The following is a 16940-nucleotide window of genomic DNA, read 5'->3' as shown; positions in this document are numbered from 1 at the left end:
CCACGAATGGAGCTAAGTGGGGGATTGTGGGGTAAAGTGGCGACCAGCGGAGCGAATGGGTGCTCCGAAGGGCAGAAGCGACGCGACTCGGGGCCAACCGAGTGGTGGGAGGTGCGGGGATGTTTCTCGGCACCTACACGCCCAAGCTCGATGACAAGGGGCGGCTCACGCTGCCCGCCAAGTTCCGCGATGCACTGGCAGGGGGGTTGATGGTCACCAAGAGTCAGGATCACAGCCTCGCCGTGTACCCGCGGGCCGAGTTCGAAGCAATGATCACCGAGAAGGACGAGCGGGCGTCGCGCGGCAATCCGGAGGCCCGCGCCTACCTGCGAAACCTGGCCGCCGCCACTGACGAACAGCACCCAGACACTCAAGGGCGCATCACGTTGTCGGTCGACCACCGGCGCTACGCGAACCTCAGCAAGGAATGCGTAGTGATCGGTTCGGTTCGCTTCCTGGAGATCTGGGACGCCCAGGCCTGGCAGGACTACCAAACCACCCACGAAGAGAACTTCTCAGCGGCCTCCGATGAAGCTCTTCACGACATCATCTGACCCACGTGCCCTTGCACCGTGGCCTCTGCCCGAATCGGCCCTGGCGTACTTCCCCAACGCCAGGTCCGCCAACTCGGGCAGGGACCTCGGTGCAGGGGCATCCCTTCTTCTCGAGGCTGCTGCGATGCCACAAGCCCGCGATCACCATCCTCACGTCCCCGTCCTGCTCGAGCGCTGCGTCGAACTGCTGACGCCGGCGCTCACCCGCCAGCATGCCGACGGCTCGGGCGCAGTACTGGTCGACGCCACCCTTGGCGCGGGTGGACATGCGGAACGATTCCTCACCGAGCTACCCGGATTGCGGTTGGTCGGACTCGACCGCGACCCCACGGCGCTGGCCATCGCAGCCGAACGGCTGGCCGGGTTCGGCGACCGCGTCAGCTTCGTGCGTACTCGCTACGACGGGTACTGGTCAGATCGCGCGGAGCCCACTGTCGACGGCGTGCTGTTCGACCTCGGCGTCTCGTCGATGCAATTGGACAGGGCCGAGCGGGGCTTCGCGTATTCGAAAGATGCGCCGCTGGACATGCGCATGGACCCCGATGCGCCGCTGACCGCCGCCGACGTCGTCAACACCTACGACGAGCGGGCACTGGCCCGAGTGCTGCGCGAGTTCGGTGAGGAGCGGTTCGCTTCCCGCATAGCCCGAGAAATCGTGCGGCGCAGGCAGCAACAGCCCTTCACGACCACCCGCGAGCTCGTCGAACTGCTGTACGTGGCCATCCCCGCGCCCGCTCGGCGCACCGGTGGCCACCCCGCCAAGCGCACCTTCCAGGCGTTGCGCACCGCCGTCAATGGCGAACTCGACTCGCTGCGCGACGCTCTGCCTGCGGCGATGGCGGCGCTGTCCGCGGGCGGACGGATCGTCGTCATGTCCTACCAATCGCTCGAGGACAAGATCGTCAAGGGTCAGTTCGCCGCCGCGACCGCGTCGCGCACGCCCGAAGGCCTGCCGGTCGACTTGCCGGGTCACGAGGCGGATTTCGTCACCCTGACCCGAGGCGCGGAGAAGGCCAACGCCGTCGAGTTGGACCTCAACCCGCGAAGCGCGTCGGTTCGGCTCAGGGCCCTGGAAAAGCGACCTCTGAAAGAAGTTGTCAGAAGGGAAGATTCGTGATGGCCAAGCGGACAGAACCAGCACGCGGCAGTAAGGAACGGCGCCGGGTTCCAGAGGGCGCTTCCATGCGCCGGTCGGGTGACGCGCCAACCCGCGGGCGCAAGCCGGCGCGTGAGCAGCGGCCGACCCGCTCGGCCCCGCGGACCAGCCCGATTCCCCGGCCGTCGGCCGCGCCTGCCCGGCCCAAGAACGCGGCCCAGGCTAAGGCAAGGGCCAAGGCCCGCAAGGCCAAGGCGCCCAAGGTCATTCGCATACCGCTCCGCGAGCGGCTGCTCATCAAGCTGTCGTCCATCGACCTGGATCCGCGCACCTACGTCGCCAGGGTGCCGTTCGTGGTGCTGGTCATCGGGGCCCTCGGCCTCGGCCTCGGCGTCACGCTGTGGTTGTCGACCGACGCCGCAGAAAGGTCCTACCACCTCAGTCATGCGCGCGAAGTCAACCAAGCGTTGATGCAGCAGAAGGAGGCGCTGGAGCGCGATGTGCTCGAGGCGCAGGCCGCACCCGCGCTCGCGGAGTCGGCGCGCAACCTCGGCATGATTCCGTCCAGGGACACCGCGCATCTGGTTCAGGACCCCTCGGGTGCCTGGGTGGTCGTCGGGAGCCCCAAACCGGCCGAGGGAGTTCCGCCGCCGCCGTTGAACACCCCACTGCCCGAACCGACGCCGCCAGGACCACCGCCGCCGCCTGCGCCGCGCGTCGTCGAACCGCGCGAGGTGACGGTCCATCTGCCAGCGGCGCCCGCAGTGGCTCCCAACCCCGGGCTGCTTGCCGTCCCCGGCGTGCCTGCCGCGCCCGGCGTGCCAGTCGTGCCCGGCCCCGGCTCCGAGGTTCCGGTGCTGGCCGCACCCGCAGCACCACCCATCGACGCACCCGTCACACCGCTGGCGGCCGACACACCTCACGTCGCATCGCCGCAGGCGCCTGCGCTGCCTGGCCCGCTACCTTCCGCCGACCCGCTCGCGCCCGTCGCGGTGCCCGCTCCCGGAACGCCCGCGTGAGCCGCGGCGATCGACGCGGTCGCAAGCCCGCGGCGCCGGCCGCCAAGGGTAAAGCCCAAAAATCAGTAGCGCAGCCGCATTCCGCGCGCGCCAGGCGCACCAGGGAGGCCTCCGCGGGCGACGGCGTACGCACCGCGTCGTTCGCATTTCGGCATCGGGTGGGCAACGGCGTCATCGCCTTGGTGTTGGTCGTGGCCGCGGCACAGCTGTTCACGCTCCAAGGGCCGAAGGCGTCGGGGCTGCGCGCCGAGGCGGCCGGACAGCTCAAGGTCACCGACGTCGAAGAGGCGGTGCGGGGCAGCATCGTCGACCGCAATGCCGACAAGTTGGCCTTCACGATCGCCGCACGGGCACTGACCTTCCAACCGGCCAGGATTCAGAAGCAGCTGGCCGAGGAGAAGGCGAAGAAGCCCGCAGCCCCCGACCCAGATGTGCGGCTACGCGAGATCGCCACCGGGGTGTCCGGCCTGCTGAACAACAAGCCGGACGCCGCGACGCTGCTCAAGAAATTGAGAAGCAAGGACTCCTTCGCCTACCTAGCCCGTGCCGTCGACCCGGCCATCGCCACCGCGATCATCAAGAAGTACCCCGAGGTCGGCGCGGAACGGCAGGACATCCGGCAGTATCCAGGCGGGTCGCTGGCCGCGAACGTCGTCGGCGGCATCGACTGGGACGGGCACGGCCTGCTGGGACTCGAGGACTCGCTGGACTCCAAGTTGGCAGGTACCGATGGATCGGTGACCTACGACCGGGGCTCGGACGGAGTGGTGATTCCGGGCAGCTACCGCAACCGCCACGACGCGGTCGACGGATCCACCGTCCAACTCACCATCGACGACGACATCCAGTACTACGTCCAACAGCAGGTTCAGCAGGCCAAGGACCTGTCGGGGGCCAAGAACGTGTCCGCCGTCGTGCTCGACGCGAAGACCGGTGAGGTCCTTGCGATGTCGAACGACAACACGTTCGACCCGAGTCAGGACATCGGGCGTCAGGACAACCGGGAGCTGGGCAACCTGGCGGTGTCGTCACCGTTCGAGCCGGGCTCGGTGAACAAGATCATCACCGCGTCCTCGGCCATCGAGTTCGGGCTGACCAACCCCGACGAGGTGCTGCAGGTACCCGGCTCCATCGACATGGGCGGCGTCACCGTGCACGACGCGTGGGAGCACGGGCTTGCGCCGTACACCACCACTGGCGTGTTCGGAAAGTCGTCCAACGTCGGCACGCTGATGCTGGCTCAGCGGGTCGGGCCGGAGCGTTGGGCGGACATGGCAGACAAGTTCGGCCTCGGACAGCGCACCGGTGTCGGGCTCCCGGGCGAGAGCTCGGGCCTGGTCCCACCCATCGACCAGTGGTCCGGTAGCTCGTTCGCGAACCTGCCCATCGGACAGGGCCTTTCGATGACCCTGCTACAGATGACGGGGATGTACCAGGCGATCGCCAACGACGGAGTGCGGATTCCGCCACGCATCCTCAAGTCCACCATCGCCGCTGACGGGACCAAGACCGACGAGCCGAGGCCCGACGGCGTGCGCGTGGTTTCGTCGGACACCGCAAGAACCGTTCGCAACATGCTGCGGGCCACCATCCAGAAGGACCCGCGCGGGATTCAACAGGGCACGGGGTCCGGAGCGGCGGTCGAGGGCTACCAGATCGCGGGCAAGACCGGGACGGCGCAGCAGATCAACCCGGGCTGCGGGTGTTACTACGACGACGTCTACTGGATCACCTTCGCCAGCATGGCCCCGGCCGACGATCCCCGCTACGTCGTCGGCGTGATGATGGACAATCCGCACCACACGGCCGACGGGTCACCCGGTACGACGGCGGCGCCGCTGATTCACAACATCGACTCCTGGCTGCTTCAGCGCGAGAACGTCCCACTGTCGCCGGACCCCGGCCCGCCGCTGACCCTGCAGCAGACCTAAGCGGACGGATGCCGAGCTATCGAGGCCGGCCGGTACTGTGTCATCGCCATGAAGTTGCGTCCCTCGCGCCCGGTGGGTGAAGCTCTCGTGCCACTGGCCGAGCGGGTAGGGGCCGTCGCCGCGCCAGGAGCGTCCGTGTCGGACCTGGTGGTGACGGGGGTGACGTTGCGCAGCCAGGATGCCGTCGCCGGCGATCTGTTTGCGGCCCTGCCAGGCGCCACTGCGCACGGCGCACGCTACGCGGCCGACGCGGTTGGCCGCGGTGCGGTGGCGGTGCTCACCGATCCCGCCGGGCTGGAGATTTTGCCAACGGACATCGATGTGCCGGTGGTCGTTCATCAGAACCCGCGTGCGGTACTCGGCGAGCTGGCCGCCGCGGTATACGGGAACCCCTCGGAGCGGCTCCGCGTCATCGGCGTGACCGGGACGTCGGGCAAGACCACGACGACCTACCTCGTCGAGGCGGGGCTGCGCGCGGCAGATCGGGTGGCCGGGCTCATCGGGACGGTCGGCATCAGCATCGACGGGCGGGCCGAGCCCAGCGCCCTGACTACGCCGGAAGCGCCTGATCTGCAGGCCCTGCTTGCCGTCATGGTCGAGCGCGGTGTCGACACGGTCGTGATGGAGGTATCGAGCCACGCGCTGACCCTGGGCAGGGTCGATGCCGTGCACTTCGCAGTGGGTGGATTCACCAACCTGTCGCGTGACCACCTCGACTTCCACCCGACCATGCAGGACTACCTCGAGGCCAAGGCGAGACTGTTCGATCCCGAATCTGCCACTCACGCAGACATTTCGGTGATCTGTGTCGACGACGACGCGGGGCAGACGATCGCGGCGCTGGCCCACCGTCCGACGACCGTGAGCGCCACCGGCCGCGATGCGGCGTGGACGAGCGAGCACGTGCACACCGACGCCCAGGGCGGTCAGGAGTTCGTGGCGGCGGATCCCGCCGGGGTGCACCACCGGGTGCGGATTGCGCTGCCCGGCCGATACAACGTGGCCAACGGACTGCTCGCGCTGGCACTCCTCGACGCCGTCGGCGTGTCGCCGGAACAAGCTGCGCCGGGGCTGCGGACGGCCACCGTGCCAGGCCGCATGCAGCCGATCGACGGCGGCCAGGACTTCCTTGCCCTGGTCGACTACGCGCACAAGCCGGGCGCGCTGCGGGCGGTGCTGGAGACGCTGCGGGCGCAGCTCGAGACGGGGGACGGCTCGGGCGGTCGAATCGCGGTCGTCTTCGGCGCCGGAGGCAATCGGGATCAGGGCAAGCGCGAGCCGATGGGAGCCGTCGCGGCGGAGCTCGCCGATCTCGTCGTCGTCACCGACGACAACCCACGTGACGAAGATCCGGACCGCATTCGCGCGACGATCATGGCAGGCGCGGCTGCGGTCGGTGCCGACGCCCAGCTCGTCGAGCTCGGCGACCGCAGGGCGGCCATCGACTTCGCGGTCGGCTGGGCCAGGGCGAACGACGTGGTGCTGGTTGCCGGCAAGGGCCACGAGGCCGGCCAGACCAGCCACGGTGTCACAAGACCATTCGACGACCGCGACGAATTGGCCGCGGCGATAGCAGAACTCGGGACGACGAAGTGATCGACCTGACCCTGAAGCAGGTGGCCGACATCGTCGGTGGAGAGCTCGTCGACGTCTCGGCTGCCGACGCCGACCGCATCCGAATCACCGGCACCGTCGAGTTCGACTCGAGAGCAGTGACGCCAGGCGGCCTTTTCATTGCGCTGCCCGGCGCACGTGTCGACGGACACGACCATGCACCCGCCGCGGTGGCCGCAGGCGCTGTTGCCGTACTGGCTGCCCGCCCGGTCGGAGTGCCGGCAATCGTGGTGAAACCGATTGGTGCCGAATCTGATTCATCTGCCGGCGTGCTCGAGCACGACACCGACGGCTCCGGTGCCGCCGTACTGGCGGCGCTCGCCCTGCTGGCCGGTGCGGTCGCCGCCGAGTTGGTTTCGGCGGGGCTGACGATCGTCGGTGTCACCGGATCGTCCGGCAAGACGTCCACGAAGGATCTGCTGGCCGCGGTGCTGACTCCGCTCGGCGAGGTCGTCGCGCCGCCAGGCTCGTTCAACAACGAACTGGGCCATCCGTGGACGGTGCTGCGCGCCACCGCCGACACCGACTACCTGATCCTGGAGTTGTCGGCGCGGCACCCGGGCAACATCGCAGCGCTCGCAGCCATCGCCCCGCCGTCGATCGCCGTCGTGTTGAACGTCGGCACCGCCCACCTCGGCGAGTTCGGGTCCCGCGAGGCCATCGCCGCCACGAAAGCAGAACTGCCGCAGGCGGTTCCGGCCTCTGGGGTGGTGATCCTCAACGCCGACGACCCGGTGGTCGCCGCGATGGTAGAGCTGACCGCAGCGCGGGTGGTCCGTGTCGGTCGCTCGTCGGCCGCAGACGTCTGGGCGGGGGACGTCACCCTCGACGAACTCGCCCGGCCCCGATTCACGTTGCACGCCGGCGGCGCTCATTCCGATGCCAAGACCCATGTCGCGCTGGCCGTGCACGGCGACCATCAGGTGTCCAACGCACTATGCGCGGCCGCCGTCGCACTGGAGTGCGGGGCCAGCCTCGACCAGGTCGCGGCGGCGCTGGAAGCGGCAGGGCCGGTGTCGCGACATCGCATGCAGGTCCGCACCCGCGACGACGGCGTGACCGTCGTCAACGACGCCTACAACGCGAACCCCGACTCCATGCGGGCGGGGCTGAAGGCACTGGCCTGGATGGCGGCCGCGGGTGGGCAGAAGCGCAGGAGTTGGGCCGTGTTGGGTGAGATGGCCGAACTGGGCGACGACGCGATAGCCGAACATGACAGCATCGGACGACTGGCAGTGCGCTTAGATGTGTCACGACTGGTCGTCGTCGGAACGGGGAGGTCATTGAGCGCCATGCATCACGGGGCGGTGATGGAGGGGTCGTGGGGCAGCGAGGCCGTGATGGTCGACGACGCCGAAGCAGCCCTGGAGTTGCTGCGGGCCGAACTACGCGACGGTGACGTGGTGCTGGTGAAGGCCTCGAACTCGGCTGGGCTCGGTGCGCTTGCCGACACGCTTGCCGCAGATTCCGGGGCCGGGGCGTCATGAGGCAGATCCTGATCGCGGTCGGTATCGCGCTGGCGGTGTCGATCCTGCTGACGCCCGCACTGATACGTGTCTTCACCAGACAGGGTTTCGGCCACGAGATCCGTGAGGACGGGCCGCCGAGCCACCAGAAGAAGCGCGGCACGCCGTCCATGGGTGGCGTGGCGATCATCGCGGGCATCTGGGCCGGCTACCTCGGTACGCACCTGGTGGGGCTCGCCATGGATGGTGAGGGCCCGTCCGCGTCGGGGCTGCTGGTGCTCGGCTTGGCCACTGCGCTGGGCGGGGTCGGGTTCGTCGACGACCTGATCAAGATTCGTCGCTCACGCAACCTCGGGCTCAACAAGACGGCCAAGACCGTCGGGGTGCTCACTGCGGCGGTGCTGTTCGGCGTACTGGTGCTGCAATTTCACAATGCCGACGGGCTGACCCCTGGCAGCGCGCAACTGTCCTACGTCCGGGAGATCGCGACGGTCACCCTGGCACCCGCGGTGTTCGTGCTCTTCGCGGTCGTCATCGTGAACGCGTGGTCCAATGCGGTGAACTTCACCGACGGCCTGGATGGGCTGGCCGCCGGTGCCATGGCAATGGTCAGCGCGGCGTACGTGCTGATCACCTTCTGGCAGTACCGCAACGCGTGTGCGACGAGTCCGGGTCTTGGCTGTTACAACGTGCGCGATCCGTTGGACCTCGCCCTGGTCGCCGCCGCCACCGCGGGCGCCTGTATCGGGTTCCTGTGGTGGAATGCCGCTCCGGCCAAGATCTTCATGGGCGACACGGGTTCGCTCGCGTTGGGCGGCATCATCGCGGGGCTTTCCGTGACGAGCCGGACGGAGACGCTCGCCGTGGTGCTCGGGGCGCTGTTCGTGGCCGAGGTGACGTCGGTGGTCGTGCAGATCCTGGCGTTTCGCACGACGGGCCGACGGGTGTTCCGCATGGCGCCCTTCCACCACCACTTCGAGCTAGTCGGCTGGGCAGAAACCACGGTTATCATCCGGTTCTGGCTGCTCACGGCAATCGCCTGTGGCCTCGGCGTCGCGTTGTTCTACAGCGAGTGGTTGGCCGCGGTCGGGGGCTAACCGGCCTCGCCCTCGCACGCATTTCGCGACACGCGACGGATATCCGCGTTCTGGGGGTGTGACGGGGGAGGATTCTGGGGTGCGAGGGAAAGTTGAGTCTGGTGTTAACCATGTGACTCAGGTGAACTATCGGTTGGCGTCTCGCCGGTGAGCGCAATTCTTACCCGGCTACGGCTTCGCCGCGGCACCCCGGCCGACGCGGCGAAGCCTGCCGCCACGACCTCCAGCGAAGCGCCCCGGGTGCCCCGGACGCAGTTTGGGGCATGGCTCGGACGCCCGATGACGTCCTTTCACCTCATCATCGCGGTCACGGCGCTGCTGACCACGCTCGGGCTGATCATGGTGTTGTCGGCCTCCGGTGTGCACTCCTACGACGAGGACGGCTCGCCGTGGGTGATCTTCGCCAAGCAGGTGCTGTGGACGATCGTCGGGCTATTCGCGTTCTACATCGCGCTACGCATGCCGGTCAACATCATGCGGCGGCTGGCCTTCCCGGCGTTCGCGCTCACCATCGTGATGCTGATCCTGGTGTTGGTTCCTGGAATCGGCAAGGAAGCCAACGGATCCCGCGGTTGGTTCGTGGTTGCCGGCTTCTCGATGCAGCCTTCGGAACTCGCCAAGATCGCGTTCCTGATCTGGGGCGCGCACCTGCTGGCCACGCGCCGCCTTGAGCGGGCCTCGTTGCGCGAGCTGCTGTTCCCATTGGTGCCCGCCGCGGTGCTCGCACTGTTCCTGATCGTCCTTCAACCCGACCTCGGGCAGACGGTGTCGCTCGGCATCATCCTGCTCGGGCTGCTCTGGTATGCCGGCCTACCGCTTCGCGTCTTCATGACCTCGCTCGGCGCCGTCGTCGCGGCGGCTGCCGTGTTGGCCGTCTCCGAGGGTTACCGCTCCGACCGGGTGCAGTCGTGGTTGAACCCCGGCGCCGATATGCAGGGCTCTGGCTATCAGGCCAAACAGGCCCGGTATGCGCTGGCCAACGGCGGGCTGTTCGGCGACGGCCTAGGCCAGGGCACGGCGAAATGGAATTACCTGCCCAACGCCCACAACGACTTCATCTTCGCCATCATCGGCGAAGAACTCGGGTTCGTCGGGGCGGCCGCACTGCTGTGCCTCTTCGGCCTGTTCGCCTATACCGGCATGCGCATCGCCCGCCGGTCCGCCGACCCGTTCCTGCGGCTGTTGACCGCCACCGCGACGCTATGGATCCTTGGTCAGGCATTCATCAACGTCGGCTACGTCGTCGGGCTGCTCCCGATCACGGGGCTTCAGCTGCCCCTGATATCGGCCGGTGGAACATCCACGGCGACAACGCTTCTCATCCTTGGGGTGGTCACGAATGCCGCGCGCCACGAGCCGGAGGCGGTGGCCGCGTTGCGTGCTGGCCGAGACGACACCGTGACCCGGTTACTGCGGCTGCCCCTTCCTGAACCCTATGTGCCGACACGGCTCGAGTCGGCGCGCGATCGCCTGCGGAGCCGTCAGGCCAAGGCCGCCCCGAAGCCGAAGTCAAAGGCCAAGTCGAAGCCAAAGCCGAAGCCGAAATCGGGGCAGGTGCGCAAACCCGCCAAGGACGCCGGGCGCAGGACCGCCCATGCGGGCGATGAGTCAGTTCGGCGCTCAGGGCATCATGGAGGCCGTCAGCGCCAACCGAGCCCACGGGCTCGACCATTGGAAGGTCAACGTTACGGGTGAATCGCCCCTTCTCCGTGGTGCTCGCGGGTGGCGGTACCGCAGGTCACGTCGAGCCGGCAATGGCAGTGGCCGACGCCCTGGTGGCGCTGGATCCTGGAATCCGGATCACCGCACTCGGCACCCAGCGCGGCATCGAGACCAGGCTTGTTCCCGAACGTGGCTACGACCTCAAGTTGATCACCCCTGTACCCCTGCCACGTAAACCGTCGGGTGATTTGATCCGGCTTCCGCTGCGGGTGCGCAAGGCGGTGCGGCAGACGCGTGCGGTGTTCGATGAAGTGGACGCCGACGTCGTCATCGGCTTCGGCGGCTACGTCGCGCTGCCCGCATATCTCGCCGCGCGCGGCAGCCTGGTCGGGTCCCGCAGGCGCCGGGTGCCCGTCGTCATCCACGAGGCGAACGCCAGTGCCGGCTGGGCCAACCGCGTCGGGGCACGCTCCGCCGACCGGGTGTTGTCTGCGGTGCCCGATCCGGGGCTACGAGGTGTCGAGGTGGTAGGCGTCCCGGTCCGTGCTGCGATCACGGCCCTTGACCGAGCCGCGATGCGGGCCGAGGCGCGGGCCCACTTCGGATTCTCCGACGATGCCCGCGTGTTGTTGGTGTTCGGTGGATCCCAAGGCGCACAGTCGATAAATCGCGCTGTTGCCGCGGCTGCCAAAGACTTTGCCGCAGCTGGTATTTCGGTGCTGCACGCTCACGGACCCAAGAACACCCTCGACCTTCGCGAACCCGCGGCGGGCGATCCGCCATACGCCTCGGTGCCCTATCTGAGTCGCATGGATCTCGCGTACGCCGCCGCCGACCTGGCGATCTGCCGTTCGGGTGCCATGACCGTGGCCGAGGTCACCGCCGTCGGGCTCCCCGCGGTGTACGTGCCGTTGCCGATCGGCAACGGCGAGCAACGGCTGAACGCACTGCCCGTGGTCGGCGCCGGCGGCGGGCTGCTCGTCGCCGACGAGGATCTGACGCCCAATTTCCTCGCGACTACCGTCTGCGAACTCCTCGGTGACGACGACAAGCTGGCTGCGATGACGTCGGCTGCGAGCCTGGCGGGGCACCGGGATGCCGCACAGCGGGTGGCGCAGGTGGCGTTGGACGTGGCCGTGATGTTCCGGAGGGCAGGAGCGAAGCGACCCGGGAATGTGTTGCGGAGGGCAGGAGCGAAGCGACCCGGGAATGTGTTGCGGAGCGCAGGAGCGAAGCGACCCGGGAATGTGTTGCGGAGGGGTCAACGGTGACCGGCCCGTCATTACCCGCCGACTTGCAGCGGGTGCACATGGTGGGGATCGGCGGCGCCGGGATGTCGGGCATCGCCCGGATCCTGCTCGATCGCGGCGGCTTGGTCTCGGGCTCGGACGCCAAGGAGTCGAGGGGGGTGGCCGCACTGCGCGCCCGCGGCGCCTCGATCCGGATCGGACACGACGGCTCAGCGCTCGACATGCTGCCGGGAGGCCCGACGGCGGTCGTGAGTACCCAAGCCGCCATCCCGAAGGACAATCCCGAGTTGGTGGAGGCCCGACGGCGCGGCATCCCCGTGATCATGCGTCCGGTGGTGCTCGCAAAGCTGATGGACGGTTACACGACCGTCATGGTGACTGGCACCCATGGCAAGACGACGACGACATCGATGATCGTGGTGGCGTTGCAACGCAGCGGATTCGATCCGTCCTTCGCCATTGGCGGCGACCTGGGGCAAGCGGGCACGAACGCCCACCACGGCAGCGGTGCCACGTTCGTGGCCGAGGCCGACGAAAGCGACGGATCCCTGCTCGAGTATTCGCCCGATATCGCGGTGGTGACGAACGTCGAGGCCGACCACCTGGACTTCTTCGGCACTGAGGCGGCCTACGCGGCGGTCTTCGATGAGTTCTTGGCGAAGCTGCGCCCAGGTGGTGCGTTGGTGGTCTGCGTCGACGATCCGGGAGCGGCGGCGCTCGCCGCGCGCTCGGCCGAACGTGGTGTCCGAGTCTTGCGCTACGGCAGCGGTGAGGATTCGAAACTTGCTGCTGCCCTTGTTAATTGGGAACAGCAAGGCACCGGCGGAGTCGCGACGGTGCGGCTGGCCGGGGAGTCCCATGCCCGAGGACTACGCCTGGCGGTGCCCGGCAGGCACATGGCGCTCAACGCACTCGGGGCGGCGCTCGCGGCGATCCAGACCGGCGCCGACGTGGACGCGGTCTTGGACGGGCTGGCCGGATTCGAAGGGACGCGACGCAGGTTCGAGGCGGTGGGCACGGCGGCCGGAGTACGAGTGTTCGACGACTACGCCCATCATCCGACGGAGGTGAAGGTCAACCTCGAGGCGCTGCGCGCGGTCGCGGGGGAGGGCCGGTCGATCGTGGTGTTCCAGCCGCACCTCTACTCCCGCACGCAGACGTTCGCGAAGGAGTTCGGGCAGGCCCTCAGCGTCGCGGACGAGGTTTTCGTGCTCGACGTCTATGCGGCACGCGAACAGCCGATCGCCGGCGTGAGCGGAGCAACCGTCGCCGAGCACGTCGAGGCGCCGGTGCACTACGTGCCCGACTTCTCTGCGGTGGCCGATCGGGTCGCGGCGGCCACGCGCCCCGGTGATGCCGTCGTCACGATGGGCGCCGGTGACGTCACGCTGCTCGGACAGGAGATCCTGGCGGCGTTGCAGGCCAGGGCAGGCTCGCGATGACCGGGCCGTCGGACACCGACGAGGTGCCCGAACCCGAGCCCGAGCCCAATGAGGTCGAAGCCCCCGGTGAGGCCGAGCCCGGACCGTCCACCGAAGCCGAAGCCGAAGCCGACCCCCCCGCCGAACCCGACGCCGAACCTGACTACGAAGGACCGCGTCGGCGGGCGCGTCGCGAACGCGAAGAGCGGCGCGCCGCACAGGCTCGGGCCGTCGCGATCGAGGAGGCTCGTCGTGCCGCGAAGCGTCGCGTTGAAGGGCGGCCCGCCACACAAGCGAAAACGCCTGCGCGCGGCCTGATTCGGGGGCTCAAGGTACTTCTGTGGACGACGGGTATCAGCATCGTCGTCGTGGGACTGGGGCTGTTGTTGTACTTCACGCCCATCATGGCTGCTAGGTCCACGGTGATCACCGGGCTCGGCGTGATCACCAAGGAGGAGGTCGAACAGGCCGCCGCGGTGAAGCCGGATACCCCACTCCTGCAGGTCGATACCGATGCCGTTGCCGAGCGGGTCGCGACCATACGCCGGGTGGGCAGCGCCCGGGTGCAGCGGGAATACCCCTCGACGCTGCGCATCACGATCACCGAGCGGATACCCGTCGTCGCCAAGGACTATCCCGACGGCCCGCACCTCTTCGACCGCGACGGCGTCGACTTCGCCACTGCGCCACCGCCGCCCGGGCTGCCGTACCTCGATGCCGACCATCCTGGTCCGAGTGATCCACCCACCAAGGCCGCGCTCCAGGTGCTCACCGCATTGCGGCCCGAGGTCTTCAGTCAGGTCAGCCGCGTGGCCGCCCCGTCCGTTGCCGCCATCACGTTGACCCTGAACGATGGCAGGCAAGTGATTTGGGGCACCACGGACCGCACGGAGGAGAAGGCGCTCAAGCTCGGGGCGCTGCTCACTCAGCCCGGCACCACCTACGACGTGTCCAGTCCGGATTTGCCGACGGTCAGGTAGCACCAACCTCGCGAAGTTCGTGCAGAAATGCCGCAATTCGTCGGCGCGCCTGCGTCGATACCCGTTGTCCTCGCCCTACCGTTCTGTTTGCGCGGAACTACTTGACATAACTCTAAGCCTATGGTTGAGGTTGAGGGTTTGCCCCGGAAGATCCGCACCACGTAAGGCAACCTGGGAGGAAAGCGACCGATGACGCCCCCGCACAACTATCTCGCCGTCATCAAGGTGGTCGGCATCGGCGGTGGCGGCGTGAACGCCGTCAACCGCATGATCGAACAAGGCCTCAAGGGCGTGGAGTTCATCGCCATCAACACCGACGCGCAAGCGCTGTTGATGAGCGATGCCGACGTCAAACTCGACGTCGGCAGGGACTCCACCAGAGGACTCGGCGCAGGCGCCGATCCCGAGGTGGGCCGCAAGGCTGCCGAAGACGCCAAGGACGACATCGAAGAGCTGCTCCGCGGCGCCGACATGGTGTTCGTCACCGCGGGTGAGGGTGGTGGCACGGGTACCGGCGGTGCCCCCGTCGTCGCCAACATCGCTCGCAAGCTCGGCGCGCTCACGGTCGGCGTCGTGACCCGGCCGTTCTCCTTCGAGGGCAAGCGCCGATCCAATCAGGCCGAGATCGGCATCACCTCGCTTCGGGAAAGCTGCGACACGCTGATCGTGATCCCCAACGATCGGCTGCTGCAGATGGGTGACGCCGCGGTGTCGCTCATGGATGCGTTCCGCAGCGCCGACGAGGTGCTCCTCAACGGTGTCCAGGGCATCACCGATCTCATCACCACGCCGGGTCTGATCAACGTCGACTTCGCCGATGTCAAGGGCATCATGTCGGGCGCAGGTACGGCCCTCATGGGCATCGGCGCGGCGCGTGGCGACGGCCGGGCGCTCAAGGCCGCCGAGATCGCGATCAACTCACCGCTTCTGGAGCAGTCCATGGAGGGCGCGCAGGGCGTGCTCATGTCCGTCGCCGGCGGCAGCGATCTAGGCCTCTTCGAGATCAACGAGGCCGCGTCGCTCGTGCAGGATGCCGCACACCCGGAAGCCAATATCATCTTCGGCACGGTCATCGACGACTCGCTCGGCGACGAGGTCAGGGTCACGGTCATCGCGGCCGGATTCGACGCCACCGGACCGAGTCGGAAGCCGGTCGTCGGCGTCGGCCCCGCGATCAGGACCGGAGTCGCTGGCAAGGTGACCTCACCGGTGTTCGAGCCCGTCGACGCGGCGAGCGTTCCGTTGCACACGAACGGTGCGACGGTGAGCATCGGCGGCGGCGGGGATGACGACGACGACGTCGACGTGCCGCCATTCATGCGGCACTGACCACACCAGCAGCCCCAACCATCGGGTCGCGATACTGGACACCGTGAGCCTCCGCATCCGGCGCGTGACGACTACCCGTGCGGGTGGCGTCTCGGTACCGCCGTTCGACTCGTTCAACCTGGGCGACCACGTGGGCGACGATCCGGGCGCGGTCGCCGCGAACCGCAAGCGCCTGGCGGCGGCCACCGGCCTGGGTGACGACGGACTGGTGTGGATGAACCAGGTGCACGGCGACAACGTGGTCGTGGTGGACGGTCCGAGTCCGACGATCGCCGAAACCGACGCATTGGTGACGTCGAAACCGGGATTGGCGCTGGCGGTGGTAACCGCTGATTGTGTTCCGGTATTAATGGCCGATGCGCGCGCCGGCGTGATCGCCGCAGTTCATGCGGGTCGGGTCGGTGCGCAGAAGGGGATTGTGGCCAAGACGGTCGAGACGATGGTGGCCCAAGGGGCACACGTCGAGCACATCTCGGTACTGCTCGGTCCGGCAGTCAGCGGCCGCAACTACGAAGTTCCCGATGCCATGGCCGCGGAGGTGGAGGCCGTGTTACCCGGCAGTCGCACCACAAGCGCCCGTGGAACTGCCGGGCTCGACTTGCGCGCTGGAATCGCAAGGCAATTAAGGGATTTGGGTGTAATGGCAGTCGATGCCGATCCGCGCTGTACGGTCGATGACCCCAACCTGTTCAGCCATCGGCGCGGGGCACCGACCGGCCGCCTTGCCGCTCTGGTGTGGATGGCATGACCGCTGCGCGGGCAGCCGAACTCGCCGAGGCGCTGGCCGCGCTGCGCAGTCGACTCGACACCGCCGCACGAGCCGCCGGACGTCCGCTCGGCGAAATTGAATTGTTGCCCGTTACGAAATTCTTTCCAGCATCCGATGTAATTGAATTGCGACGGCTCGGGTGTATTGAATTTGGTGAAGCACGTGAGCCGGAAGCGTCGAATAAGGTGGCCGAAGTTGCGGCGTATTTTACTTCTGAAACGTCACCGCCACCAATTCGCTGGCACATGATCGGCCGTATCCAACGCAACAAGGCGCGCGCGATAGCGGGGTGGGCGGACACCGTGCACGCCGTCGATGGCATCAGGTTGGCCGCGGCCTTGGACCGGGCCGCGACGACCGCGCTAGACGATGGCAGGCGCGCAAAGCCGATCAACGCGTACGTCCAAGTGAGTCTCGACGGCGACCCGTCCAGGGGCGGGGCGGACATCGGGAATCCGGGGTTGGTGGACGAGCTGTGCGCTGTCGTCGACGGTGCCGACGGGCTCGAATTCGTCGGCCTGATGGGCGTACCGCCGCTGGGGTCCGATCCGGCCGCGGCGTTCGCACTTCTGGCGGCGGAGCGTGAGCGGATACAGACCGGCTACCAGCAGCGCCTCGGTCTATCGGCAGGTATGTCCAGCGACCTCGAGGCGGCGGTCGAACATGGTTCGACCTGTGTGCGTGTCGGAACCGCGCTATTGGGGCACCGACCGTTAACGTCACCATGAGCAGTCACTCCAGTCACATCTTCA

14 protein-coding genes are annotated in these 16940 nt (G+C 67.9%); all 14 read left to right on the top strand.

Annotation, left to right across the window (positions count from 1 at the left end; genetic code table 11):
* Positions 1–119: 119 nt before the first annotated feature.
* The 14 genes from mraZ (at position 120) to SLQ30_RS10915 (ending at position 16916) form a co-directional block, all read left to right on the top strand.
* Positions 120–554, top strand: coding sequence for a division/cell wall cluster transcriptional repressor MraZ (gene mraZ / locus SLQ30_RS10980; RefSeq protein ID WP_319446297.1), 435 nt, complete (start codon positions 120–122; stop codon positions 552–554).
* On the top strand, positions 529–1671 hold the full coding sequence (rsmH, locus tag SLQ30_RS10975; protein ID WP_319446296.1) for a 16S rRNA (cytosine(1402)-N(4))-methyltransferase RsmH: 1143 nt from the start codon (positions 529–531) through the stop codon (positions 1669–1671). Before mraZ ends, rsmH begins: the two co-directional genes overlap by 26 nt.
* Positions 1668–2669 carry a hypothetical protein gene (locus SLQ30_RS10970; protein ID WP_413467993.1) on the top strand — a complete coding sequence of 334 codons (1002 nt, stop codon included), beginning with the start codon at positions 1668–1670 and terminating at the stop codon, positions 2667–2669. The genes rsmH and SLQ30_RS10970 overlap by 4 nt, the downstream gene beginning before the upstream one ends.
* Positions 2579–4600: a peptidoglycan D,D-transpeptidase FtsI family protein gene (locus SLQ30_RS10965; protein ID WP_413468007.1), complete on the top strand. Its 2022-nt coding sequence runs from the start codon at positions 2579–2581 to the stop codon at positions 4598–4600. Before SLQ30_RS10970 ends, SLQ30_RS10965 begins: the two co-directional genes overlap by 91 nt.
* A 48-nt stretch (positions 4601–4648) precedes the next feature.
* The gene (locus SLQ30_RS10960; RefSeq protein WP_319446293.1) at positions 4649–6196 is read left to right on the top strand and encodes a UDP-N-acetylmuramoyl-L-alanyl-D-glutamate--2,6-diaminopimelate ligase; all 1548 of its coding nucleotides are present in this window, start codon (positions 4649–4651) and stop codon (positions 6194–6196) included.
* A complete protein-coding gene (locus tag SLQ30_RS10955; RefSeq protein ID WP_319446292.1) occupies positions 6193–7701 on the top strand; it encodes a UDP-N-acetylmuramoyl-tripeptide--D-alanyl-D-alanine ligase in 1509 nt (502 codons plus the stop codon). Before SLQ30_RS10960 ends, SLQ30_RS10955 begins: the two co-directional genes overlap by 4 nt.
* On the top strand, positions 7698–8777 hold the full coding sequence (mraY, locus tag SLQ30_RS10950) for a phospho-N-acetylmuramoyl-pentapeptide-transferase (RefSeq protein ID WP_319446291.1): 1080 nt from the start codon (positions 7698–7700) through the stop codon (positions 8775–8777). Before SLQ30_RS10955 ends, mraY begins: the two co-directional genes overlap by 4 nt.
* Before the next feature lie 147 nt (positions 8778–8924).
* Positions 8925–10472, top strand: a complete 1548-nt coding sequence (gene ftsW / locus SLQ30_RS10945; protein ID WP_319446290.1) for a putative lipid II flippase FtsW — start codon at positions 8925–8927, stop codon at positions 10470–10472.
* Positions 10448–11710: an undecaprenyldiphospho-muramoylpentapeptide beta-N-acetylglucosaminyltransferase gene (gene murG, locus SLQ30_RS10940; RefSeq protein ID WP_319446506.1), complete on the top strand. Its 1263-nt coding sequence runs from the start codon at positions 10448–10450 to the stop codon at positions 11708–11710. Before ftsW ends, murG begins: the two co-directional genes overlap by 25 nt.
* Positions 11707–13131: a UDP-N-acetylmuramate--L-alanine ligase gene (gene murC, locus SLQ30_RS10935; RefSeq protein WP_319446289.1), complete on the top strand. Its 1425-nt coding sequence runs from the start codon at positions 11707–11709 to the stop codon at positions 13129–13131. The genes murG and murC overlap by 4 nt, the downstream gene beginning before the upstream one ends.
* Complete coding sequence (locus SLQ30_RS10930; protein WP_319446288.1) at positions 13128–14090, top strand: cell division protein FtsQ/DivIB; 963 nt, start codon at positions 13128–13130, stop codon at positions 14088–14090. Before murC ends, SLQ30_RS10930 begins: the two co-directional genes overlap by 4 nt.
* Before the next feature lie 189 nt (positions 14091–14279).
* On the top strand, positions 14280–15419 hold the full coding sequence (ftsZ, locus tag SLQ30_RS10925; RefSeq protein WP_319446287.1) for a cell division protein FtsZ: 1140 nt from the start codon (positions 14280–14282) through the stop codon (positions 15417–15419).
* A 43-nt stretch (positions 15420–15462) separates the two neighbouring features.
* Positions 15463–16167, top strand: a complete 705-nt coding sequence (gene pgeF / locus SLQ30_RS10920; protein ID WP_319446286.1) for a peptidoglycan editing factor PgeF — start codon at positions 15463–15465, stop codon at positions 16165–16167.
* On the top strand, positions 16164–16916 hold the full coding sequence (locus SLQ30_RS10915) for a YggS family pyridoxal phosphate enzyme (protein ID WP_319446285.1): 753 nt from the start codon (positions 16164–16166) through the stop codon (positions 16914–16916). Before pgeF ends, SLQ30_RS10915 begins: the two co-directional genes overlap by 4 nt.
* Positions 16917–16940: the final 24 nt, after the last annotated feature.

Source organism: Mycobacterium sp. RTGN4, from assembly GCF_033804635.1.
Taxonomy (GTDB): Bacteria; Actinomycetota; Actinomycetes; order Mycobacteriales; family Mycobacteriaceae; genus Mycobacterium.
This window is presented reverse-complemented; position numbering and strand designations above follow the sequence as displayed.

Excerpts from the sequence above, each read along its gene's own strand:
- SLQ30_RS10960 (WP_319446293.1), top strand. The coding sequence starts at position 4,649 with ATGAAGTTGCGTCCCTCGCGCCCGGTGGGTGAAGCTCTCGTGCCACTG.
- mraY (WP_319446291.1), top strand. The coding sequence starts at position 7,698 with ATGAGGCAGATCCTGATCGCGGTCGGTATCGCGCTGGCGGTGTCGATC.
- rsmH (WP_319446296.1), top strand. The coding sequence starts at position 529 with ATGAAGCTCTTCACGACATCATCTGACCCACGTGCCCTTGCACCGTGG.
- ftsZ (WP_319446287.1), top strand. The coding sequence starts at position 14,280 with ATGACGCCCCCGCACAACTATCTCGCCGTCATCAAGGTGGTCGGCATC.
- SLQ30_RS10930 (WP_319446288.1), top strand. The coding sequence starts at position 13,128 with ATGACCGGGCCGTCGGACACCGACGAGGTGCCCGAACCCGAGCCCGAG.
- mraZ (WP_319446297.1), top strand. The coding sequence starts at position 120 with ATGTTTCTCGGCACCTACACGCCCAAGCTCGATGACAAGGGGCGGCTC.
- SLQ30_RS10915 (WP_319446285.1), top strand. The coding sequence starts at position 16,164 with ATGACCGCTGCGCGGGCAGCCGAACTCGCCGAGGCGCTGGCCGCGCTG.